General features: G+C 74.9%; 19 protein-coding genes. 5 read left to right on the forward strand and 14 right to left on the reverse strand.

The window, feature by feature from the left end; translation table 11 throughout:
* Window positions 1-15: 15 nt before the first annotated feature.
* Window positions 16-435, forward strand: a complete 420-nt coding sequence (locus tag FHR78_RS05825; protein WP_166759488.1) for an ASCH domain-containing protein — start codon at window positions 16-18, stop codon at window positions 433-435.
* A 429-nt stretch (window positions 436-864) separates the two neighbouring features.
* Here the strand turns inward: FHR78_RS05825 and deoC are convergent, their stop codons facing one another.
* The 6 genes from deoC to FHR78_RS05855 all read right to left on the reverse strand — a co-directional run bounded on the left by deoC (window position 865) and on the right by FHR78_RS05855 (window position 10,771).
* Window positions 865-1,563: a deoxyribose-phosphate aldolase gene (gene deoC, locus FHR78_RS05830; RefSeq protein WP_166759489.1), complete on the reverse strand. Its 699-nt coding sequence runs from the start codon at window positions 1,561-1,563 to the stop codon at window positions 865-867.
* Complete coding sequence (locus FHR78_RS05835) at window positions 1,560-3,179, reverse strand: GMC family oxidoreductase (protein ID WP_208392762.1); 1,620 nt, start codon at window positions 3,177-3,179, stop codon at window positions 1,560-1,562. Before FHR78_RS05835 ends, deoC begins: the two co-directional genes overlap by 4 nt.
* Window positions 3,176-4,558, reverse strand: coding sequence for an alpha/beta hydrolase (locus tag FHR78_RS05840; RefSeq protein ID WP_166759490.1), 1,383 nt, complete (start codon window positions 4,556-4,558; stop codon window positions 3,176-3,178). Before FHR78_RS05840 ends, FHR78_RS05835 begins: the two co-directional genes overlap by 4 nt.
* Window positions 4,559-4,803: 245 nt before the next feature.
* Window positions 4,804-7,425, reverse strand: coding sequence for an MMPL family transporter (locus FHR78_RS05845; RefSeq protein WP_166759491.1), 2,622 nt, complete (start codon window positions 7,423-7,425; stop codon window positions 4,804-4,806).
* A 110-nt stretch (window positions 7,426-7,535) separates the two neighbouring features.
* Window positions 7,536-8,201, reverse strand: a complete 666-nt coding sequence (locus FHR78_RS05850; RefSeq protein ID WP_166759492.1) for a helix-turn-helix domain-containing protein — start codon at window positions 8,199-8,201, stop codon at window positions 7,536-7,538.
* A gap of 95 nt (window positions 8,202-8,296) precedes the next feature.
* Window positions 8,297-10,771: an excinuclease ABC subunit UvrA gene (locus FHR78_RS05855; protein WP_208392763.1), complete on the reverse strand. Its 2,475-nt coding sequence runs from the start codon at window positions 10,769-10,771 to the stop codon at window positions 8,297-8,299.
* 236 nt (window positions 10,772-11,007) lie between these two features.
* On the opposite strand from FHR78_RS05855, the gene FHR78_RS15580 reads away from it, so the two are divergent.
* The 3 genes from FHR78_RS15580 to FHR78_RS05870 all read left to right on the forward strand — a co-directional run bounded on the left by FHR78_RS15580 (window position 11,008) and on the right by FHR78_RS05870 (window position 14,342).
* Window positions 11,008-12,261, forward strand: a complete 1,254-nt coding sequence (locus FHR78_RS15580; RefSeq protein WP_166759494.1) for a GAF domain-containing protein — start codon at window positions 11,008-11,010, stop codon at window positions 12,259-12,261.
* A 115-nt stretch (window positions 12,262-12,376) separates the two neighbouring features.
* The gene (locus FHR78_RS05865; protein ID WP_166759495.1) at window positions 12,377-13,135 is read left to right on the forward strand and encodes a L,D-transpeptidase family protein; all 759 of its coding nucleotides are present in this window, start codon (window positions 12,377-12,379) and stop codon (window positions 13,133-13,135) included.
* Window positions 13,136-13,196: 61 nt separating this feature from the next.
* Window positions 13,197-14,342, forward strand: coding sequence for a hypothetical protein (locus tag FHR78_RS05870; RefSeq protein WP_166759496.1), 1,146 nt, complete (start codon window positions 13,197-13,199; stop codon window positions 14,340-14,342).
* Window positions 14,343-14,389: 47 nt separating this feature from the next.
* Here the strand turns inward: FHR78_RS05870 and FHR78_RS05875 are convergent, their stop codons facing one another.
* The 4 genes from FHR78_RS05875 to FHR78_RS15375 are packed head-to-tail and all read right to left on the reverse strand — an operon-like array spanning window position 14,390 to window position 16,747.
* Window positions 14,390-14,755 (reverse strand): hypothetical protein, encoded by a 366-nt coding sequence (locus tag FHR78_RS05875; RefSeq protein WP_166759497.1) that lies wholly within the window; start codon window positions 14,753-14,755, stop codon window positions 14,390-14,392.
* Complete coding sequence (locus tag FHR78_RS05880) at window positions 14,752-15,909, reverse strand: serine hydrolase (RefSeq protein WP_166759498.1); 1,158 nt, start codon at window positions 15,907-15,909, stop codon at window positions 14,752-14,754. The genes FHR78_RS05875 and FHR78_RS05880 overlap by 4 nt, the downstream gene beginning before the upstream one ends.
* Window positions 15,906-16,484, reverse strand: coding sequence for a winged helix-turn-helix domain-containing protein (locus FHR78_RS05885; protein WP_208392764.1), 579 nt, complete (start codon window positions 16,482-16,484; stop codon window positions 15,906-15,908). The genes FHR78_RS05880 and FHR78_RS05885 overlap by 4 nt, the downstream gene beginning before the upstream one ends.
* Window positions 16,485-16,543: 59 nt before the next feature.
* Window positions 16,544-16,747, reverse strand: coding sequence for a DUF4287 domain-containing protein (locus FHR78_RS15375; RefSeq protein WP_347878068.1), 204 nt, complete (start codon window positions 16,745-16,747; stop codon window positions 16,544-16,546).
* A gap of 175 nt (window positions 16,748-16,922) precedes the next feature.
* On the opposite strand from FHR78_RS15375, the gene FHR78_RS05895 reads away from it, so the two are divergent.
* A complete protein-coding gene (locus FHR78_RS05895; protein WP_166759499.1) occupies window positions 16,923-17,207 on the forward strand; it encodes a hypothetical protein in 285 nt (94 codons plus the stop codon).
* A gap of 121 nt (window positions 17,208-17,328) precedes the next feature.
* Here FHR78_RS05895 and FHR78_RS05900 read toward each other — a convergent pair whose 3' ends face one another.
* From FHR78_RS05900 to FHR78_RS05915, 4 genes are all read right to left on the reverse strand, one after another.
* Window positions 17,329-18,024, reverse strand: a complete 696-nt coding sequence (locus FHR78_RS05900; protein WP_166759500.1) for a DUF2071 domain-containing protein — start codon at window positions 18,022-18,024, stop codon at window positions 17,329-17,331.
* Window positions 18,025-18,206: 182 nt separating this feature from the next.
* Complete coding sequence (locus FHR78_RS05905) at window positions 18,207-19,007, reverse strand: glucose 1-dehydrogenase (protein ID WP_166759501.1); 801 nt, start codon at window positions 19,005-19,007, stop codon at window positions 18,207-18,209.
* A 154-nt stretch (window positions 19,008-19,161) separates the two neighbouring features.
* Window positions 19,162-19,899 carry an SDR family NAD(P)-dependent oxidoreductase gene (locus tag FHR78_RS05910; protein ID WP_166759502.1) on the reverse strand — a complete coding sequence of 246 codons (738 nt, stop codon included), beginning with the start codon at window positions 19,897-19,899 and terminating at the stop codon, window positions 19,162-19,164.
* A gap of 105 nt (window positions 19,900-20,004) precedes the next feature.
* Window positions 20,005-21,084, reverse strand: a complete 1,080-nt coding sequence (locus FHR78_RS05915; RefSeq protein WP_166759503.1) for a family 43 glycosylhydrolase — start codon at window positions 21,082-21,084, stop codon at window positions 20,005-20,007.
* Between the last annotated feature and the right edge of the window lie 34 nt (window positions 21,085-21,118).

The following is a 21,118-nucleotide window of genomic DNA, read 5'->3' on the forward strand; positions in this document are numbered from 1 at the left end:
TGCTTGGATGGCCCGATGACGCCGGACCTGCCGCCCGACCTCCCGCCCGTCGAGTTCGCGTTCCCCGGGCCCCTGCGCGACGCGATCGTCGCCGCGGTCCTGGCGGGCGACAAGACGTCGACGAGCTCGCTGCTCCGCGAGTACGAGCGGGCCGACGAACCGCTGCCGGCCGTCGGCGACCGGGGCGTCGTGCTCGACTCCGAAGGAGGCGCGGTGGCGGTCATCGAGACCACCGCCGTCAGCGTCGTCCCCCTGCACGCGGTCGACCTCGACCACGCCGTCGCGGAGGGCGAGGGCTACGCCGACGTCGCCGCCTGGCGCCGGGGCCACGAGCGCTTCTGGCGGTCGGACGAGATGCGCGCCGAGCTCGGCGACGGGTTCGAGCTCGACGACGACACGCAGGTCGTGCTCGAGCGGTTCGCGGTGGTCCGGTGACGCGCGGCGTCGCTGCGCCGCGACACCCCGGACGCCGCACCACACCCCGATCGATCCGGGTGTCGTGCGGCACACGGGGTGTCGCGCGGCCATGAGCTCGCCGGACGATCCCGCCGGCGTGCGGGGCACGGGGTGCCGCGCAGCGCGCTGGCCGATCTTGCTCGCAGCGCGTCGGGCACGACCAGCCGCCCCTGACACCGCCGAGTGAACGGAACACCGCCGAATTACGCCGTGTTCCGTTCACTCGGCGGTGTCGAAGCGGGGTCGGAGCGTGGGGCGCGGCGGTGGCCGACGCGTGCAGCCGCGCGGCGAGCACGACCGCGCGGCGGGCACGGCGGCGCGACGGCGCGACGTGCGGCGGGCGCCGCGCGAACGACGGACGCCCCGCCGCCGGGTCGGCAGCGGGGCGTCTCGACGACGACGCGTCGGCTAGTACGAACCGGACCCCGTGGAGGCGGCACCCGCGCCGCCGAGCAGCGCCCGCGACCCCGAGACGCCCAGCCGCGTGGCTCCCGCGGCGACGTAGGCCTGCGCGTCGGCCAGGCTGCGGACGCCGCCCGACGCCTTGACGCCGAGGCGTCCGCCGACGGTCTCGGCCATCAGCCGGACCGCGTGCTCGGACGCGCCCCCGGCCGGGTGGAAGCCCGTCGACGTCTTGACGAAGTCGGCACCGGCCGACTCGGCCGCACGGCACGCGCCGACGATCGCGTCGTCGCTCAGCGCGGCCGACTCGATGATGACCTTGAGCACCGTCGGGGCGGGCACGGCCTGGCGGACGGCGGCGATGTCCTCCTCGATCGAGGCGAAGTCGCCCGCGACCGCGGCGCCGACGTCGATGACCATGTCGACCTCGTCCGCGCCGGAGCGCACGGCCTCGGCGGCCTCGGCGGCCTTGACGGCGGAGGTGTGCTTGCCGCTGGGGAACCCGGCGACCACGGCGACCTTGAGGTCGGAGCCCTCGGGCAGCACCAGAGGCAGCATCGACGGCGAGACGCACACCGAGTAGGTGCCGAGCTCGATCGCCTCGGCCACCAGGGCGTCGACGTCGGCACGGGTGGCCTCGGGCTTGAGCAGGGTGTGGTCGATGAGGCGCGCCACGTCGGCGCTGGTCAGGGTCGTCTCGGTCATGACACCAGGGTACGGCGGTCGGCCGACTCGGACTGCGCGTCGGCGGCGCCCGCCGTCGCGGAGGCGGTCGGGTGCTGCGCCAGGAACCGATCGGCCGTGCGCAGCGACATCGCCATCTGCAGCAGCGCCGGGTTGGCGACGACCGCGCTGGGGAACGTCGAGTTGTCGCACACCCACAGGTTGGGCACGTCGAAGCTGCGCCCGTCGGGGTCGACGACGGCCTGGGTCGGGTCGTCGCCCATGCGGCAGGTGCCCAGCGTGTGGGCGGTGCGGGCCAGGACGCGGATGTCGGTGCCGCCGGCGGCCTCGACGATCGACGTCATGGTGCGGACGGCGTGCTCGTCGATGGCCTGCTCGTTCGGGCCGGCCGTGAACGAGATGCGGGCCTTCGGCACGCCCACCTCGTCGAGCTCGTCGGAGAGCACCAGACGGTTGTCGTCGCTCGGCAGGCACTCGGCGTTGATGCCGATGCCGGCGAGGTGACGGTAGCCGCCGACGACGTCGGCGAGCTCGTCGCCCCACAGGCCGCCGCCGCGCACGAGCGTGGTCGCGAGCGTCAGCGGGGGCACCCCGAGGCTCTGGATGAGGTAGCCGCCGACGAAGTCGGCGTCGGCCGGCGCCCGCAGGTCTTCGGTGATGATCGACGACGGGTAGCCGCGGTGGCCGCGCATCTCGCCCTCGAAGGTGGCCCAGACCTGGGTCGCGCCGTGGCACATGAAGTTGCGGCCGACCTGGCCGCTGCTGTTGGCCAGGCCCGTGTGCAGCAGCAGGCGCGGGGTCTCGACTCCGCCGGCGCAGAGGAACAGCGCCGCGGTGCGCTGACGGTGCTCGACCCCGTCGTGCACGTAGACGACCGCCGTGACCTCGCCGTGCTCGTCGACGTCGATGCCGGTCACCGTCGAGTCGGGCCGGATCTCGGCCCCGTGCGCGACCGCGCTCGGCAGGTACGTGACGTCCATGCTGACCTTGGCGCCGTTGCGGCAGCCCTGGTGGCAGCTGCCGCAGCTGACGCAGGCGTGGCGCAGGCCCACGTGCTCCTGCTGGTGGTCGTGCGTGATGAGCGCCTCGGGCGCGTCGGCGGTGCGGATGCCGACGGCGTCGCAGCCGCGGACCATCATGTCGGCGGCGGCGTTGCGCCCGGCGGGCGGGTACTCGTAGCGCCGCGAAGGATCCCACGGGTAGTCGCTCGGGCCGGAGACGCCGACGAAGGCCTCGACCTGCTCGATGTAGCCGGTCACCTCGGCGGAGTCGACGGGCCAGTCGACGCCCTGGCCGGTCTCGCTCTTGAGGTGCAGGTCGCGCTCGTCCGGGCGCGGCACGAAGGCGCCCCAGTGCAGGGTGGAGCCGCCGACGCCCTTGCCCGAGTTGTTCGGGCCGAAGGCGTTCGGGTCGTCGCCGTCGCTGAGGCGCTCGTCCATCCAGTTGATGGCGGTGCCGGCGTCCTCGTCGTTCGTGAACTGCTCGGGGTCGAAGTTCGGCCCCGCCTCGATCGCGACGACGCGCAGGCCCGCCGCGGCCAGCTTCGCCAACAGGGGCGCGCCTCCCGCGCCGGTGCCCACGACGACGGCGTCCACGATCTCGTCGTGGCCGTAGGTGGTCATGCCGTCGAGCTTCATCGTGTTGCCTCCATGGTCGGTTCCCAGGCTTCTCGGGCATCGGCGGCCAGCAGCTGGAAGCCCTGGAAGCGCGGCCCGTCGCCGCCGTTCGCGTAGCCGTCGTAGCCGATGCGCGACATCGTCGCGGGGTGCGAGAGCCAGGTGCGCACGAGGTCGACCCGGCAGTCCTCGAACCAGAGGGTCATCTGCTCGGCGGTGAAGTCGTCTGCTCGGGGCTCGTGCTCGCCGGCGATGACCGCCGTGACGAGGGCGTCCTGCTCGGCCCGCGGGAGGTCGCCGAAGCCGGCCAGCTCGTCGAGCCCGCGGCGGTACGCCTCGGGGTCGGGCGGCAGGGCGGCGTTGCGCCAGCCGTCGCCGCGGCCGGAGCCGACCTGGGCGTCGACCCGGGCGGCGAGGTCGATCGCCTGCCGCGGCTCGGGCGCCCGCTGCGGCACGACGCGGTCGCTCAGCTCGCGGAGGGTCTGGAGCTGCGCCTCGTCGAGCGCGACGGGGCGGTAGCGGGGGTCGTCGGCGAGGACGCGACGGGCGTGCAGCGCCCGCGTCTGGGTGCTGACGCGCGAGGAGGCGAGGGTGCGGACCACGTCGACGGGCACGACCGGGCCGGTGCCGGCCTCGTCGCGCCAGAACGCGCGGATCGCCTCGGCGACCTCGTCGGGGCGCTCGAGCGGCAGGAGGTGCCCGGCACCCTCGAGGACCTGCACGCGGGCCCGCGGGTAGACCGGCCCGTTGAGCTGGCGCTGTGCCGACTCGCCGAGGTCGCCGTCGCTGCCGCCGGCGAGGACGACGGCGGGCACGTCGAGCACGCCGACCGTCGCGGACCAGTCTTCGCGGCTGCCGCGGTCGAACCACGCCGTCCAGGCCTCGGCCGAGGCGCGCTGCACGTCGGCGACCGCGACGGAGTCGGACGCCGGGTCGAGCGGCGCCCCCACGTTGGCGTCGACGAACGACCGGGCCGACCCGGCGTCGAGCGCGCCGCCGTCGGCCATGGCGCGCTTCTCGGCGCGGTCGTCGTCGCTCATCGGCTCGGGCGTCGGGGGCGACGCCGCGAGCAGCACGACGCCGCTCAGGCCGAACAGGCCGTGCTCGCCGGCGAGGGCCCGCGACGCCACGACCGACGCGACCTTGCCGCCCATGCTGTGGCCGACGAGCAGCCAGCGGGCGGGCGCGTGGCGCCGCACCTTGCGCACGACGAGCGCGGCCATGTCGGCCACCGAGACGCCGGAGGCGGCGCTCGCGTCGCCGAAGCCGGGCAGGTCGAGCGCGACCACGTCGGCCGTGTCGGCGAGCCGGGCGGCGACGCCGTCGAACTCGCGCGCGCTCATGCCGAGGGCGTGCAGGAAGAAGATCGTCGGACGGGCGGGGTCGACGGCAGTGGTCATGGGTGGCTCCTCGCAGGGCCTCGGCGCGGTGCCCCCGGACGGCGGGGGCTCGACGGACACTACGAGGCACCGCCGACACTACGAACGCGCGGCTGACCGGCCTCCCAGCGGGCGCCTCCTCGCGGGGTACGTCCCGCGGGTCGAGGGCGGGCGTTCCGGGCCGAGGGCGGGTGGCCGCCGACCCGCCCTCGGCCCGGAATACCCGCCCTCGACCGAGACGCCCGGGCCGCGGCCCGGGGCCCGGGTCACGCCCGGTGGACGCCGTCCCCGTGGTGCCGGGTCGCCGTGTCGGCGTCGACCGGGGCGTCGGCCGCCACGTGCGAGACGTGCCCGTGCGCGTGCCCGTCGCCCTCGCCCTCGCCCGCCCCGTGCCCCGCGCCGTCGCCGGCCGGCTGCGAGCGCTCGAGCGACGCGCCCTCCACGTCGACGTCGGGCAGGATGCGGTCGAGCCACTTCGGCAGCCACCAGGCGGCGTCGCCGAGCAGGTGCATCACCGCGGGGATGAGCAGCAGGCGCACGACGAACGCGTCGACGAGCACGCCGAGGGCGAGCCCCAGGCCGATCGACTGGATCATCACGGAGTTCGAGAACACGAAGCCCGAGAACACCGCCGCCATGATCAGCGCCGCCGCGATGACGACGGTGCGTCCGGCGTGCACGCCGCGCTGCACGGCGAGGCGCGCCGGCGACCCGTGGGCGTACGACTCGCGCATGCCGCTGACGAGGAACAGCTGGTAGTCCATCGCGAGCCCGAAGAGCACGCCGACCATGAGGATCGGCAGGAAGCTCAGGATGGGCCCGGGGTCGTGCACGCCGAAGACGGGCGCGAGCCAGCCCCACTGGAACACCGCCGTCACGCCGCCGAACGCGGCGAACAGCGAGAGCACGAACCCGAGGGTCGCCGTCACCGGCACGAGGATCGACCGGAACACGAACACCAGGATGATCAGCGACAGGCCGACGACGACGAGCAGGTACAGCGGCAGGGCCGCGGCGAGCTTCTCGCTGACGTCGATGTTGCCCGAAGCGTTGCCGGCCACGCCGAGCGACGAGACGCCCTCGACGTCGAGCGCGCGCAGGTCGCGCACGAGCTGCTCGGTCGACTCGGCGGTCGGCCCGCCCTCGGGCACGACCTGGAACGCGAGCAGGGTGTCGTCGTCGGACGCGCCGATCGGGGCGATGGCGGCGACGTCGTCCTGCGCGGCCAGCTCGGTGCCGACGCGCACCTGCTCGGCGACGAGCTCGTCGTCCGACACGGCCTGGTCGAGGTCGGCGACCACGAGCAGCGGCCCGTTGACGCCGGCGCCGAACTTGTCCTCGACGATCTTGTAGGCCTTGTAGGCGCTCGAGTCGACGGGCTCGGACGACCCGGCGGGCAGGCCGAGGCGCATCGACAGCGCGGGGATCGCGATGATCAGCAGCACCGCCACGCCGGCGACGAGCGTGAGCACGGCACGACCGGTGCCCATGGGCTTCGACGGCACCTTCACGGCACCGGTGCGGCCGACGGCCGCGCGCGCCTTCTTGGTGAGGATGCGCGGGCCGACGAGGCGCAGCAGCGCCGGGGTCAGCGTGATGGCGATGAGGATGGCGACGAAGACGCAGACCGCGCCGACGGTGCCCATCAGGCCGAGGAACGGGATGCCCGTCAGGTTCAGCGCGAGCAGCGCGATGAGCACGGTCGAGCCGGCGAAGACGACCGCGTTGCCCGACGTGCCGTTGGCCAGCCCGATCGACTCGTGCAGCGGCACGCCCGCCTTGAGCTGCGTGCGGTGCCGGTTGAGGATGAACAGCGAGTAGTCGATGCCGACCGCCAGGCCGAGCATCACCCCCAGCACCGGCGTGACCGAGAGCATCTCGACGGCGCCCGAGAGCGACAGCGAGGCGAGCACGCCGACCCCGACGCCGATCAGGGCGTTGAGCAGGGGCAGGCCGGCGCCGATCAGGGTGCCGAGCATGACGAAGAGCACGATCGCGGCGATGACGACGCCCGCGACCTCGCCCGGGCCGAGGATCTCGGGGATGGTGGCGGCGATGTCGTTCGAGACCTCGACCTCGACGCCCGCGATGTCCGCGTCCTCGAGGTGGGCGACCACCGCCTCCTTCGCCTCGCTGGGCACGAGGTTCAGCGCCTTGTCGAACTGGATGGTGGCGACGGCCGTGGTGCCGTCCTCGGAGACCTGGCGGATGCCGGACGAGAGGGCGAGCAGCGAGGCGCCGTCCTCGAGGGTCGACTCCTGCGTCTCGAGCTCGGTGCGGCTCGAGTCGAGCGTGGCCTGCTGGGCGTCGAGCTGCTGCTGGCCCGCGGTGATCTGGGCCTGCTGGGCGTCGAGCTGCGCCTGGGCGACCGCGAGCTGGCCGGCGGCCTCGGCCTGGGCACGGGCCGCGTCGAGCTGCTGCTGGCCGGCGGTCAGCTGGGCCTGCGCGGCGTCGATCTGCTGCTGGCCGGACTCGAGCTGGGCACGGCCGGCGCTGATCTGCTGGCGGCCCGACTCGATCTGCGTCTGCTGGTCGGCGAGCTGCGCCTGGGTGGCGAACGGGTCGACCGTGGCCTTGACGTCGTCGAGCTCGGTCGTGCTGTCGAGCAGGTCGACGACGTCGGCCTGCTGGTCGGCGGTGAACGCGCTGTCGTCGCTCGTCGTGAAGACGACCGACCCGGTGCCGCCGCTCGCCTGCGGGAACTTCTCGGCGAGCTGGTCGGAGACCTCCTGCGTCTTCGTGCCGGGGATGCTCACGGCCGAGGTGAGCGTGCCGCCGAAGAGGGCGAACGAGCCGCCGGCGAGGCCGAGCACGACGACCCACGCGGCGATCACCACCCAGGCGCGTCGGGCCGCGAGCCGGCCGAGTCGGTAGAGCAGGGATGCCATGTGGTCGTCCTCCAGGTGGTGCGGTGGTGCGGTGCGGTGGGCCGGTGGTCGGTCCGGGGGGAGCCTCGCGTCGCGTCGTCGAGAAGGAGGTGGGGGTCGGGTCGGGCGGGTCAGGCGGCCGGTGGGGAGGCGGTCGGCGCGTAGCCGGTGCGCACGCTCGTCACGAGGCGGTCGAGCAGCTCGGCCCAGACGGCCCGGCCCTCGGCGTCGAGGGCGCCGTCGGTACGGCGGACCCAGTGCTCGGCGATCACGGCGATGCCGTGCAGCAGCGAGCTGACGAGCAGCTCGACGTCGAGCTGGTCGACGTCGATGCTGCGGCGGGCGGCGTCGGCGGCGAGGTGCTCGGTGGCGCGCGAGAAGACGTCCTGCACGCCCTTGTTGGCGCCGTTCGCCTCGGCGTCGCCGTCGAGCACGCGCCAGAGGTAGGCGACGACCGCGGGCAGGTCGATGCTGCGCAGCGCGAGCACCACCTCGTCGAACAAGGAGGAGCGGGTGCCGGCCGCGGCCGTGGTCGCGACGGCCGTCGTGGCCGCCCGGAACTCGTCGATCGCGTCGGTGAGCGCCGCGGTGCAGAGCGTCATCACGACCTCGTCGAGGCCGGCGAAGTGGTTGAAGATCGTGCGGCGCGACACGTCGGCGCGCTCGGCCAGCTCGTCGACGCCGAACCGCGGGGCGCCCCGCTCGGCGATCAGCGCGTCGGCGGCGTCGAGGATCGCCTGACGGTGCCGGGCCTTGAGGGCGGCGCGGCGGTCCGGGGCGGGAGCGGTCGAGGGCACCTGCCTACACTAAGTGCAGCGACGCACTCGGTGCACGCCCGCCAGGTGGGGAATAGCTGGGAGATGCGCGGGGCATGCCCGCACCCGCCGCGACCTCAGCGCCCGAGCGCGCGCGCCAGGTACGGCGCCGTCCGGCTCTCGGCCGAGGCGGCGACGTCGCGCGGCGAGCCCGTGGCGACGACCTGCCCGCCCGCGTCTCCCCCGCCCGGTCCGAGGTCGATCACGTGGTCGGCCGCGGCGACGACGTCCATCGCGTGCTCGACCACGACGACCGTGCTGCCGGCGTCGACGAGCCGCTGCAGCTGCGCCACGAGCAGCTCGACGTCGGCGGGGTGCAGGCCGGTCGTCGGCTCGTCGAGCAGGTAGAGGGTGTGGCCGCCGCGCATGCGCTGCAGCTCGGTGGCGAGCTTGATGCGCTGCGCCTCGCCGCCCGACAGCTCGGGCGCCGGCTGCCCCAGCCGCAGGTAGCCGAGGCCGACCTGGCGCAGCGTCGACAGCGCGCGGGAGGCGGCCGGCACGTCGGCGAGGAACCCCTCGGCCTCGTCGACGGTCATGCCGAGCACGTCGGCGATGGTCGCCCCGTGCCAGGTCACCTCGAGGGTCTCGGCGGTGTACCGGGCGCCGTGGCACTCGGGGCAGGGCGCCCAGCTGCCGGGCAGGAACAGCAGCTCGACCGTGACCGAGCCCTCGCCCTGGCAGACCTCGCACCGGCCGCCGACCACGTTGAACGAGAAGCGCCCCGCGCCCCAGCCGCGGGCCCTGGCCTCGTCGGTGGCCGCGAAGGAGGCGCGGACCGCGTCGAACAGGCCGGTGTAGGTCGCGAGGTTCGAGCGCGGGGTGCGCCCGATGGGAGCCTGGTCGACCTGCACGACGCGGTCGACGAGCGGGTGCTCGGTGGCCCGCTCGGCGAGCACGCCGCCGACCAGGCTCGACTTGCCGGAGCCGGAGACGCCCGTGACGGCGGTGAGCACCCCGAGGGGCACGTCGACGTCGAGGGCCCGGAGGTTGTGACGGGCGACGTCGCGCAGCTCGAGCCACGCGGTCGGGACGCGGGCGGCGCTCTCGGCCGAGCGCGCCTCCTCGGCCCCCGCGTCGCCGCGGGCAGACGCGCCGCGAGCGGAGAGGAACCGCCGGGTGACCGACGCCTCGACGTCGGCCAGCCCCGCGACGGGCCCGCTGTAGAGCACCTCGCCGCCGCCGGAGCCGGCGCCCGGCCCCACGTCGACGACCCAGTCGGCCCGCCGCACGATCTCCATGTCGTGCTCGACGACGAAGACGCTGTTGCCGCCGGCGCGCAGGGCCTCGAGCACCTCGACGAGCGACTCGGCGTCGGCGGGGTGCAGCCCCGCGCTCGGCTCGTCGAGCACGTAGACGACGCCGAACAGGCCGCTGCGCAGCTGGGTGGCGATGCGCAGCCGCTGCATCTCGCCCGGGGACAGCGTCGGGGTCGCCCGGTCGAGGCTGAGGTAGCCGAGCCCGAGGCCGGTGAGCACCTCGACGCGGGACAGCAGGTCGCGGGCGATCGTGACCGCCACCTCCGTCCGCTCGCCCGACGACGCGCGCGACGTCGCCGCCGTCGCCGTCGTGAGCTCGGCGGTGGGCCGCAGCACGTGGGCGACCTCCGACAGCGGCAGCCCGTTCAGCTCGGCGATCGTGCGGCCCGCGAAGGTCACGGCGAGCGCCGCCCGCGTGAGCCCGGTGCCGCCGCAGAGCGAGCAGGGCCCGGACTCGACGTACTGCAGCACCTTGGTGCGCTGCGTCTCGCTCTGCGAGTCGGCGAGGGTGTGCAGCACGAAGGCGCGGGCGCTCCAGAACCGGCCCTTGTACGGCTTGGCCACGCGGTCGCGCTGCGGCACGACCTCGACGACGGGCTGCTCGTCGGTGAAGAGCAGCCAGTCGCGGTCGGCCTTCGGCAGCTCGCGCCACGGCCGGTCGATGTCGTGGCCGAGCACGGCCGTGACGTCACGCAGGTTCTTGCCCTGCCAGGCCCCCGGCCAGGCGGCGATGGCGCCCTCGCGGATGCTCAGGGAGTCGTCGTGCACGGCGGACGCCTCGGTGACCTCGTGCGCGGTGCCGAGGCCGTGGCAGCGCGGGCAGGCGCCGGCGACGGTGTTCGGCGAGAACGAGTCCGACTCGAGGCGCTCGGCGCCCTCGGGGTAGCTGCCGGCGCGCGACCAGAGCATGCGCGTCGAGTTCGACAGCGTGGTGAGGGTGCCGACGGTCGAGCGCGAGCTGGGGGCGCCGCGCCGCTGCTGCAGGGCGACGGCGGGCGGCAGGCCGGTGATCGAGTCGACGTGCGGGGTGCCGCCCTGGGCGATGAGCCGGCGGGCGTAGGGGGCGACCGACTCGAGGAACCGGCGCTGCGCCTCGGCGAAGACCGTCCCGAACGCGAGCGACGACTTGCCCGAGCCGGAGACGCCGGTGAACGCGACGATGCGGTCGCGGGGCACGTCGACGTCGACGTCGCGGAGGTTGTTCTCGCGGGCGCCGCGCACGCGCACGAAGCCGTCGGGGAGCTCGCCGGGGTCGACGGCGGGGGACGAGGAGGTGCGGGTGCGGGAGGCGGGCATCCGGGCGATGGTAGGCGGTGCGGCCGACACCGGTGCGCCCCTGCCCGGCAGCTCGCTGCGAGAGAGGCGGACAGCCTTGTCTGCCCGGCCCGCCCTGGCTACCGTGGGAGGGCGGCGCCGTGCTGGCGCCGCCCGCGAGGCAGCACCGCTGCACACCGGATCGCGGGCTCCGCCGGATCAGGGAGGCACGCGATGGCCAGGACGAGGCCCGCCGACACGACCGACCGGGCCGCCCCGTGAACGCCGCCGGCCGCCTCCTCCGCTCCCCCGCCTCCGCCGCGCGCCTGGCCCTGCTCTCGGCCCGCGCGACCTCGACGCCGCGGCCCCACGACGTGCCGTTCGGCGCGGGCGCCGGCGTCGACCCCGACCGGGTGCTCGTCGTCGGCACCGGCCCCGCGGTCGGCTGGGGCACCACCTCGCACGAGCTCGCGCTGCCGGGCAGGGTCTCGCGGCGGCTGGCCCGCCGCACGGGACGCGGCTCGCACGTGGCCGTCCTCGCGGAGCCCAGCCACCGCCTCCCCGCGATCCGCGACGCCCTCGACAGCGTGTTCCTCGAGAACTGGGACGTCGTCGTCGTCACCGTCGGCGCGGCCGACGCCGTCCGCCTGCGCTCGCCGCGGGCCTGGGCCCGTGACCTCGACGCCCTGCTCACCTCGCTCGTGCCGCGCCTGCGGCCGTGCGCCCGCGTGGTGGTCGCGTCGGCCCCGCTCGACGACGCGCTGAGCGCCTTCGGGCTGCGCGCCTCGCCCTCGGCCGAGCACCACGCGCGGCTGCTGCGCGACGTCGCCGACCAGGTCTGCGGCGAGCACGCGCGCGTCACCCACCTGGCGCTGCCCGCCGTGCCGTCCGCGTCGCCCGCGACCCCCGCGGCCGGGCCCGGTGCCGCCGCGCACCCGGGGTCCGTGCCCGTCGGCGTCGACGACCCCGTCGAGCGGCTCTACGACGCGTGGGCCGAGGCCGTCACCGAGCACGTGGCCCCGCTGCTGCACGCCCAGCGGGCGCGCGTCGACTCGCCGCAGCGGGCCCGGAGCGCCCCGCAGGACGAGCGCACCCGCCTCGAGGCCATCGCCGCCTCCGGCCTCGTGCAGCCCGAGCCGGAGGCCGCCTTCCGCGAGATCGCGGACCGTGCCCGGGCGGCGTTCGCGACCGACGGGGCCGCGTTCGACCTCGTGCTCGACGACCACCAGTGGGCCGTCGTGAGCACGCTCGGGTCGAGCCGTGCCCTGCCGCTCAGCGAGTCGTTCTGCGCCACGACGATCCGCTCGGACGAGCCGTTCATCGTCGCCGACGCCTGGCAGGAGGGGCTCGACGTGCCCCGCACCGACATCCGCTTCTACGCGGGCTGGCCGGTGCACACCTTCGACGGCACCCGCATCGGGGCCCTCTGCGTCTTCGACCCGCGGCCCCGCGACGTCGCCGACCTGGCCGTCGAGACCCTGCGCGAGTTCGCCCTCGACATCGAGCGCGAGCTGCAGCGGCGGGTCGCGTAGGAGGCGCGGGTCGGCTCCCCGACGCCCGCCCGGCACCCGGTCGCGCGCCTCCCGCGTCCCGTGGCGGGCGCCCGCCGCCCCATGCCGAGCGTTCGTCACGTCCTAGACTGACCCCGTGCTCCGTCGCCTCGTCCCCGTCACCGCCGTCGTCCTCTCCGCCGTGCTGCTCGCCGGGTGCTCCGCGCCCGAGGACGAGCCCGAGCGCCCGACCCCGACGGCGAGCGCGACGCCGTCGGCCAGCGCACCGGCCCCCACGCCGACGCTGAGCGCCGACCCCGCCGTGCCCACGTCGTCGACGATCGCCAGCGCGACCGGCGGCTCGGTCGAGGTGCACGACGGCCCCGACGGCGCCGTCGTGACGACGCTGTCGAACCCCCAGCCCAGCGGAGCGCCGCTCGTCCTGCTCGTGGTCGGCCAGGAGGGCGACTGGGTGAACGTCGCCCTCGCCCAGCGGCCGAACGGCAGCACGGGCTGGGTGCCGGCCTCCGCGGTGTCCCTGACCACCACCTCCTACTCTCTCGTCGCGTCGACGAGCACCAACACCCTCGTGCTGTACGACGCCGGGGTCGAGAAGAAGTCGTTCTCGGTCGCCACCGGCACGGGCGGCACCCCCACGCCGACCGGCTCGTTCTACCTGACCGAGCTGCTCGCGCCCACGAACCAGGGCTACGGCCCCTACGCGTACGGCCTCTCAGCCTTCTCGGACGCGCTGAACTCGTTCGGCGGCGGCCCGGGCCAGATCGGCCTGCACGGCACGGACGACGAGTCGAGCATCGGCCAGGCCGCGAGCCACGGCTGCATCCGGCTCTCGAACGCCGACATCAGCGAGCTCGCGGGCATGCTGCCGCTCGGGACGCCCATCACCATCACCTAGCGCGGGCCGGGGCCCCTGCTCTCGCAGGGACGCGCCACGTCACATCTGATATGTTCCGCGCATGACTGCGAAGAGAGCCCGTCGGTCCCCCTGGCGCATCGTCCGTCGAGTCGTCGGCGGCGCCCTCGTCCTCGCCCTGGTCGTGGTCGCCGGCGTCGTGACCTGGCGCCTGGTCGGCCCGTCGCCCGACAGCTGGGAGGCGATGGACGACCTCGACCACGAGGTCCTCACCCAGCTCGCCGAGCAGTACGAGGTCACCGCGGCCGATCCTGCGGCGATCTGGACCGCCTCCTACCGGTACGAGGACCAGCCCGTGGTGCTCCTGCACGTCGCCACGACGGGCGCCCTCGACTGGTCGTACGCGATCCTCGTCAACATGAGCGGCGTCGTCGACACCTCGGGCATGGCGCACGTCACCGTGCCCGATGCACCGCTGCTGGACGACGTCGTGGTCAGCAAGCGCTTCGGCGTCGGCGACTGGAAGGCCCACCTGCCCGGCAACTTCTCGGTGAAGCAGATCGACGGCGTCGAGGTGCTGGTGATGCGGTACACCGACGAGCTGCTCGCCGACGGGCCGGGCAACGGCCAGTCGTTCCCGGCGTTCCTGTTGCACGAGAACTTCCACGTCACCGTGCAGGGCGTCGAGGTGGCCCCGCGCTCCGGGCCGCGGTGGGACTTCGACGCCGGCGGGTTCCTCGAGGACTACCCGCACACCGACGACCACCGCAGCCTGCTGCGCGCCGAGCTGTCCGTCCTCGACGAGATGATGGCGACGACCGACCCGACCGAGCTGAGGTCGCTCGCGACGGACTTCGCCGTGCTGCGGCAGGAACGCCTCGCCCGCTGGCCCCAGCTCGCGCCCACGAACGACATCGAAGCGATCGAGGGCTCGGCGACCTACGTCGAGAAGCGCTACGACATCGCCGGCGACGCCGCCGCCAAGCCGACCATCAGCTTCGTCGAGGGCATCGACACCTACTGGGACGACCCCGAGCAGCAGCGCCTCTGGACCCGCGACCTCATGTACAGCACGGGCGCGTTCCTCGAGCTCGCGCTCGACCGGCTCGACGTCGGCTGGAAGACGGCGGCCGAGCCCGCCCCCGTGGGCAGCTCCACCACCCCGTTCGACAGCCTGGCCGCGGCGGTCGGGGTCGAGGGGCGCCCCGACCCCGCGACCCTCCAGGCGGTCCTCGACCGTCACCCGTGAGCCGCGTCGTGGGCGTCGGGCACGTCAGAGCGTGAGGGGCGGGCCCGTCAGAGGACGACGAGCACGACGACCACGGCGGCCGCCACGGCGACCTCGAGCACCGCGTCGACGAGCACGCGACGACGCGACCGGCCCGGCCGGAGCCACGGCAGGCCCGGCCAGCGCAGCACCGCCCCGGACACGCCGGCGGCGACGAGCAGCACCGGCAGCAGCCAGAGCGCCACGGGCACCGAGCTCCACGGCGCGAGCTGGTGCAGCACCACGAGGGCAACGACCGAGGCGAGCGCCCCGGTGAGCAGGTCGACGCGGCTCCGCGAGCGGAGCGCCGCCCTGTCCGCCCAGGCCGACACCGCGAACGACCCGGTCACGACCAGCACGACGAGGCCGACCACCACCGCGGACAGCGCGGTCACGAGGCGTCCTCGAGCAAGGCGAAGGCGAGGTCGTCGAGGCTGACGGCCGAGCTGCTCAGCACGACCACGGCGCGGTCCGCGTCGCGGTCGAAGCCGACGAAGCTCGCGTAGCCCCCGGTCATCCCGTTGTGCCAGGTCACCGGGCCGGCGTCGCCCTCGCCCGGGGTCGTCTGCCAGGCCCAGCCGATCTCGCCCCCGCCGTCGCCCGCCTCGACGAGCGGCTCGGTGGCGATGCCGCCGGGTGCCCGCTCGTCGCGCTGGGCGACCGTGTAGGTCAGCATGTCGTCGAGGGTCGAGCGGACGCCGCCCGCGGGTCCGTAGGCGTGCAGGGTCCACGCGTCGGCGTGCCGGCCGGCGGCGGTGACGCCCGTCGGGGCGCCCGGGCGCAGCCCCTCGGGGTCGCCCGGCGCGTACGTGTCGACCAGGCCGAGCGGCTCGGCCACGCGGTCGGCGACGAGCTGCTCCCACGGGGTGTCGGCCGCCGCGGCGAGCGCCTGGCCGAGCAGGGCCATGCCGAAGTTCGAGTACGCGTAGGGGTGCTGGTCGTCGACCGTGGACCGCGACGCCCGGTCGACGAGCGTCTCGACGTCGTCGGTGTACGGATCGGCACCGGTCAGGTTCGCGAGCAGCACGCGTCCTGTGAAGGACAGGTCGGCGGGCAGCCGCGGCAGTCCGCCGTGCTGCGTCGCGAGCTGCTCCAGGGTGATCGACGCGGCGTCGCCCGTGACCCCGAGCGTCTCGCCGAGGGTGCTGTCGCGCTGCACCTCGCCCCGCTGCAGGGCGAGGGCGTACAGGGAGGCGGTGATCGTCTTCGTCACCGACCCGATCTCGAACTCGGCGGCGCCCGGGCCCGTGGCCGTGCCGAACTCGGCGCGGGTCACCTCGTCGCCGTCGACGACCGCGACGGCGAGCCGGTCGTGGGCCCCGGCGGGCAGGCCGTCGCGCACCCGCTCGATCAGCGCCGGGTCGCCGGTCGTCTCGGTCGAGAGCGACGGGGGCCGCGGGACAGCGCCGGCTCCGACGCCGAGCACGGCCACGCCGGCGAGGACGGCGACGGCGACACGGCGGCGGCTGCGGATGCGGCTGCTGTCCGCGCGCGTCGCGGGGCCCGCAGGCGTCGCGGGCCTCTCAGGGGTCGCCTCCGGCCCCCTCACGACGCCCGCCCCGTCGCCCCGAGCACCACGAGCAGCGGCACGACGCGCTCGGGCGGCACCGCGTAGCGGCCGCGGCCGGCGGCCACGAGCCAGCCGGTCGCGACGAGTTGGCCGAGGTGGTGGTACAGCTGCCCGGTCGAGCCCAGCCCGCCCTCGGCCGAGATCTGCGCGACCGTGTCGGCGCCTCCCACGACCGCCTGCAGCAGGCCGAGGCGCGTCGCGTTGCCCAGGGCCGCCAGCGACGGGGCCGACTGCGCCCAGTCGGCGGCGAGCAGGCCGTCGGTCGGCAGGGTGATCTGCCAGTCGACGGGCCCGGCCGGCACGGCGACCGAGCCGGCGAAGACGACGCCCCCGGGCGGGTCGAGGCGCTGCTTGACGCCGTCGAGCACCCAGAAGACGTCGGCGGACGAGGGGGCGGCAGGAGCCGAGGAGGCGGGGGACGGGTCGGCGGGACGGCCGGCGGCGAGGCTCTGCTCGAGAGCGTCGAGGCGGGCCAGGGCCCCGGCGAGGGAGTCGCGCAGCTCGTCGAGCTCGCCTCGGAGGGGGTCGGTGACGCCGGGGTCGGATGCGGTCATTCCTCCACTCTAGCTAGAATCACCGAATGATTCCGCAACTCTGGAGTGCCGCGAGGCGCTCAGGGGTGCGACGTTCCCTGCGACCGCACGTGGGCCACGATCGCGGTCGCGTGGCCGTGCCCGAGTCCGTGCTCGGCCTTGAGCCACGACACGATCTCGCCGTGTCGAGAGACCGGGGCGGCACGCACCACGGCGAACCAGTGCTCCATCGGCTGCCCGTAGGTCTTCTCGATCGACGGGAAGTAGCTGGCAGGACCCTTCACCCTCGCGGAAGGCGTCCCTCCGCCGTTCCCGGCCGGCCCCGAACTCGCGCCTGCATCCGCGTCCACCACGGGGGCTCCTCTCGACGCGACCATCATGGCGCGGAGCCCGTCTCCGCACCAGGCCTGCCGCCCCCGCCTGGCAGGGGCCCCGGGGCCGGGGCGTACGCTCGCGCCCATGACCAACGACGATCGCAGCACGACTCCGTCCGACGCGACGACGGACACCGACGACCCCACGAACGACTTCCCGCGCAGCGAGGAGACGACCGACGAGATGCAGTCGTCGCCCGTCTCCGACTCCCCCGCGGTCGACGACGACATCGACGAGGACGCCGTCCAGACCCTGCCGGGCACCGGCGGCCCCGACGACGTCGGCACCGTGGAGGTCGACCCCGCCGACCTGAACATGTCGGGCGACTCGATCCCCGGGCACCCCAAGCCGGGCCCGCCCAAGCACTAGCACCGGCGTCGGCCGCCGCTCCCGCGGCCAGCTCCGTCGAGACCCCTCGGGACCGCCGAGATCGCCGTGCACGCACGGCGGCGGACGCGGCACCGAGGGGTCTCGTCGCGCCCGGAGCCCGTCAGCCGCGCGAGTACCGCACCACGACGCCGGGCGACCATGTCGTGAGGTCGGGCTCGCGGTCGACCAGCCCGGGCAGGCCCGCGGCCGCCAGCAGCTCGTCGTCCAGCCGGGTCACAGTCGCGGCGCGCAGCGGCCAGGGCTCGTGGGCGCGACGCCACCAGCGGGTCGATCCGAAGGAGGCGGCGTGCACGCCCCAGCGCTCGGTCAAGAACTCGCGGGCGGGGCTCGGGGCGACCGCCTCGTCGGTCGGGGCGACGCGCACGAGGCTGCCCGCGCCTCCTCGGTGCCGCTGCGTGCGGTGGGCGACGTCGCCCGGACGCACCCGGGAGCCCGCCCGCGCCCACACGTAGGGCAGGCCGATCGTGCGCGCCGCGAGCACGGCAGGGAGGTGCTGCGTGTCGATGGAGCGGTAGGCGATGCCCTGCCGACCTCGGGCGTCGACGGTCGCGATCTGCACCACGATCTCGGTCATCGTGCCGAGCCGTCCGAGCCGGGGCAGCGGCGGCACCGTGCTGTCGACGAAGCGGTAGGCCACGAGGCTCGTCCACGCCGCGCCGTCGTGCTCGTCGGGCCGCGTGCCGGGCGGCACGAGCGGGGCGACCCGGTCGGGCTCGACCCGCCAGTGCAGGCCGACCACCTCGCGCCAGTCGTGCTGCGTGACGGGACGGTGCGGCAGGGGCGGGGCGGCGGACACGGGTCCGTTCTACGCCGCCGCGCCTCCCGGCGGTCGAGGGCGGGCGTTCCGGACCGAGGGCGGGTCGGCGCGGACCCGCCCTCGAGCCGGAAGACCCGCCCTCGAGCAGGCACGGAGGCGCGGGTCGCGCGGCCGGGAGCGGGTGCGGCCGGGCGACGGCGCAGGCTCGCCGGCCGGGCGGGTCAGTACTTCGCGGACTGCCCGCCGTCGATCGGAACGACGGCGGCGTTGACGTAGGCGGCGTCGTCCGAGAGCAGGAACGCGACGACCGACGCGATCTCGGGCGCCTCGCCGTAGCGCTTCGTCGGGTTGCCCTGGATGAACTCCTCGGCGGCGCCGCGGGGGTCGTCCGCGCTGATCTGCTTCATCGACGCCTCGACCATCGGGGTCCAGATGGCGCCGGGGGCGATCGCGTTGATGCGGATGCCGAACTGGCCGTACTCGACGGCCGAGTTGCGGGTCAGGCCGACGACGCCGTGCTTGGCGGCGGCGTAGCCGGACTGGTTGCCGACGCCGCGGATGCCGCCGACGCTGGCGGTGTTGACGACCATGCCGGAGCCCTGGCGGCGCATCACCGCGAGCACCTTCTCGAGGCCGAGGAACACGCCGCGCAGGTTGATGGCGACGACCTTGTCGAACTCGTCGGCGGTGAAGTCCTCGGTGAGGTTCTGGCGCCCCTCGATGCCGGCGTTGTTGAAGAAGCCGTCGATGCGGCCGAAGCGCTCGACGGTGGCGGACACGTACGAGTCGACCTCCGCCTCCTTCGACACGTCGGCGACGACCGTCAGCACCTCGGCGCCGGGCGTCGACGAGGTGACGGCCTCGACGCTGTCGGCGAGGCCCTTCTCGCTCACGTCGACGAGGGCGAGCCGGGCGCCCTCGGCCGCGAGGCGGACGGCGGCGGCACGGCCGAGGCCGGAGCCCCCGCCCGTGATGAGGACGACCTTGTCGGTGAAGCGGGCGGTGGTGGCTGAGGTGGTCACGGGAGTCTCCTGACTTCGACGATGAAGGGCTCGGAGCGGTGCGGTGCGGCGAGTCCCGACTCCATGCAACCGCACGAAGTCGGCGTCCAGGCTACACCTGTCGCCATGCGCGTCGCCCGTTGCCTAGGCGCCGTCCGGGGTCAGGAGCCCCCGGTCAGCGCTCGGGGAGCGCCACCCCGGTCGCCTGCTCGAGGGCGGCGAGCAGGTCGTCCTGGAACGCCTCGTCGAGCGCCGCCGCCTCGGGCTGCTGGCGCCGGTCGTGGTGCCAGTGCGCGCCGCTGACGTCGGACTCGGGCCCCTCGCCCACGGCCAGCCGGTCCTGCGTGCGGTGGCCGAGCTCGAAGTCGTCCGGGGCGGACGGGCCGCCCATCTTGGTCGCCACCCAGCCGGGGTCGACGGAGGCGGTGAACAGGCCGGGCGAGCGGCGCGCGACCGCGGCCGACAGGGCCGTGACCAGCAGCTTGCTGTCGGCGTAGGTGCCGGTGGCGCGGTCGCCCGTCCAGTCGATGCTGTCGAGCGAGGCGGTGCCGCTGCGGTGCATGCCGCTGCTGAGGTACACGTGCCGCGTCGGGTGCTCGAGCAGGGCGGTGAGCAGGTAGGGGGCGACCACGTTGACCGGGATCAGCGGCGCGCCCGAGTAGACGCCCGCGTTGTGCACGACGGCATCGAGCGCCCGGCCCTCGTTCAGCTCGCGAGCGGCTCGGAGGACGTCGTCGCGCACCCCGAAGTCGGCGACGAGCAGGCCCGCGCCCCGCTCGACGAGCTCGGCCACCGCCTCCCTGCGCTGCTCGCCCCGGACGTGCACGACGACGTCGTGCCCCTGGTCGAGGAGGGCGGCGGAGGAGCCGTGCCCGAGGCCGTCGGAGGAACCGGTGACGAGGAGGTGTGCCATGCGTCCCATGATGCACCCGGCCCCCGTCGGGGGGCGGTCGAGGACGGACCCGGGCCGGGGAGACGGCGCGGGCGGGACCACGTGCCCCGCCCGCGCCTCCTCAGCTCAGCAGCGCTGCTGCAGCGCCTCGTCGTAGCCCGCGGAGCCGGTCGGGGTGCCGAAGGCCGGTGTCCCGTCCGCGGCCCAGGGCACCGGCTGCGCGAAGACCTTGCGGTCGTCCCAGCCGTCGGCCGACGAGGTCTTCGCGTGGTAGACGTTCCAGTTGACGCCGTTCGCCCCGGGCACCGGGATCGACTCGCCGCCGGGGCCGTACACGCCGCCGCCCGACGAGAAGACCGGGCCGCGCTTCGTGTAGGACAGGTAGGTCGTCAGGTCGCCGCCCTTGTAGACGAGCATGCCGAGCGCGTACGACGAGGTCCACGAGGCGTTCGCGTTGTACACGATCGACAGGGTGCCGTTCGGGCTGATCCAGGCCTCAGGGCCCTCCATGATCGCCTGCCGGCTCGTCTCCCAGGTCTGGTCCGGGTTGCCGATGAGGCGGCGGTGGTCCTGGTCGATGTGCAGCGGGTCGCTCATGTGGGCGATGTAGATCTGCTGCGGCGCCCGGCCGCCGTTGCCCGTGGGCGTGCCCGACCAGAGCATCCACCAGCTGTCCTGGTAGCGGAACACAGTGCCGTCGATGGCCCACTGGTCGGTCGAGTCGGCGATCTTGCCGGCGAACGACCACGTGCCGAGCGGGTCCTGGCTGTTCGCCGTGATGGCGAACATGCGGTGGGTGTCGTTCGTCGCGTCGAACGAGCCGCGCTCGGTCGCGGCGGCGTAGTAGACGATCCACCGGCCGTCGAGGTACTCGAGCTCGGGCGCCCAGGTCTGGGCGCTGTGGTCCGTGCCGGTCGGCGCGGTGAAGATCGTGCGCGCCGTCGCGGTCGAGAGCCCGCCGAGGGTGCGGGACGCCTTCAGCGAGATGGACCTCGCCCCGTCGGACTGGGCGAGGTAGTAGACCCCGCCGCGGTACCAGACGGAGGGGTCGGCGCCGTTCGAGATCGGGTTGGCGAGGGTGCACGCGGCGGCGGCCTCAGCGGGGGCGCCCGGCGCCGTCGCGAGGGGCACGGCGAGCCCGACGGCGAGGAGCAGGGCTCCCGCGCCGGCGAGCGCCGCTCGGATGATCCTGGGTCGTGTCTTCATGGTGGGCCCGCCTCCTCGCGGGCGTGCCCCGGTC

The sequence above is a fragment of the Frigoribacterium faeni genome, from assembly GCF_011761235.1.
Lineage (GTDB): Bacteria > Actinomycetota > Actinomycetes > Actinomycetales > Microbacteriaceae > Frigoribacterium > Frigoribacterium faeni_A.

Coding starts and splice junctions, on each gene's coding strand:
- FHR78_RS05825 (WP_166759488.1), top strand. CDS start 16: ATGACGCCGGACCTGCCGCCCGACCTCCCGCCCGTCGAGTTCGCGTTC.
- deoC (WP_166759489.1), bottom strand. CDS start 1,563: ATGACCGAGACGACCCTGACCAGCGCCGACGTGGCGCGCCTCATCGAC.
- FHR78_RS05835 (WP_208392762.1), bottom strand. CDS start 3,179: ATGAAGCTCGACGGCATGACCACCTACGGCCACGACGAGATCGTGGAC.
- FHR78_RS05840 (WP_166759490.1), bottom strand. CDS start 4,558: ATGACCACTGCCGTCGACCCCGCCCGTCCGACGATCTTCTTCCTGCAC.
- FHR78_RS05845 (WP_166759491.1), bottom strand. CDS start 7,425: ATGGCATCCCTGCTCTACCGACTCGGCCGGCTCGCGGCCCGACGCGCC.
- FHR78_RS05855 (WP_208392763.1), bottom strand. CDS start 10,771: ATGCCCGCCTCCCGCACCCGCACCTCCTCGTCCCCCGCCGTCGACCCC.
- FHR78_RS05870 (WP_166759496.1), top strand. CDS start 13,197: ATGACTGCGAAGAGAGCCCGTCGGTCCCCCTGGCGCATCGTCCGTCGA.
- FHR78_RS05885 (WP_208392764.1), bottom strand. CDS start 16,484: ATGACCGCATCCGACCCCGGCGTCACCGACCCCCTCCGAGGCGAGCTC.
- FHR78_RS05895 (WP_166759499.1), top strand. CDS start 16,923: ATGACCAACGACGATCGCAGCACGACTCCGTCCGACGCGACGACGGAC.
- FHR78_RS05910 (WP_166759502.1), bottom strand. CDS start 19,899: ATGGCACACCTCCTCGTCACCGGTTCCTCCGACGGCCTCGGGCACGGC.
- FHR78_RS05915 (WP_166759503.1), bottom strand. CDS start 21,084: ATGAAGACACGACCCAGGATCATCCGAGCGGCGCTCGCCGGCGCGGGA.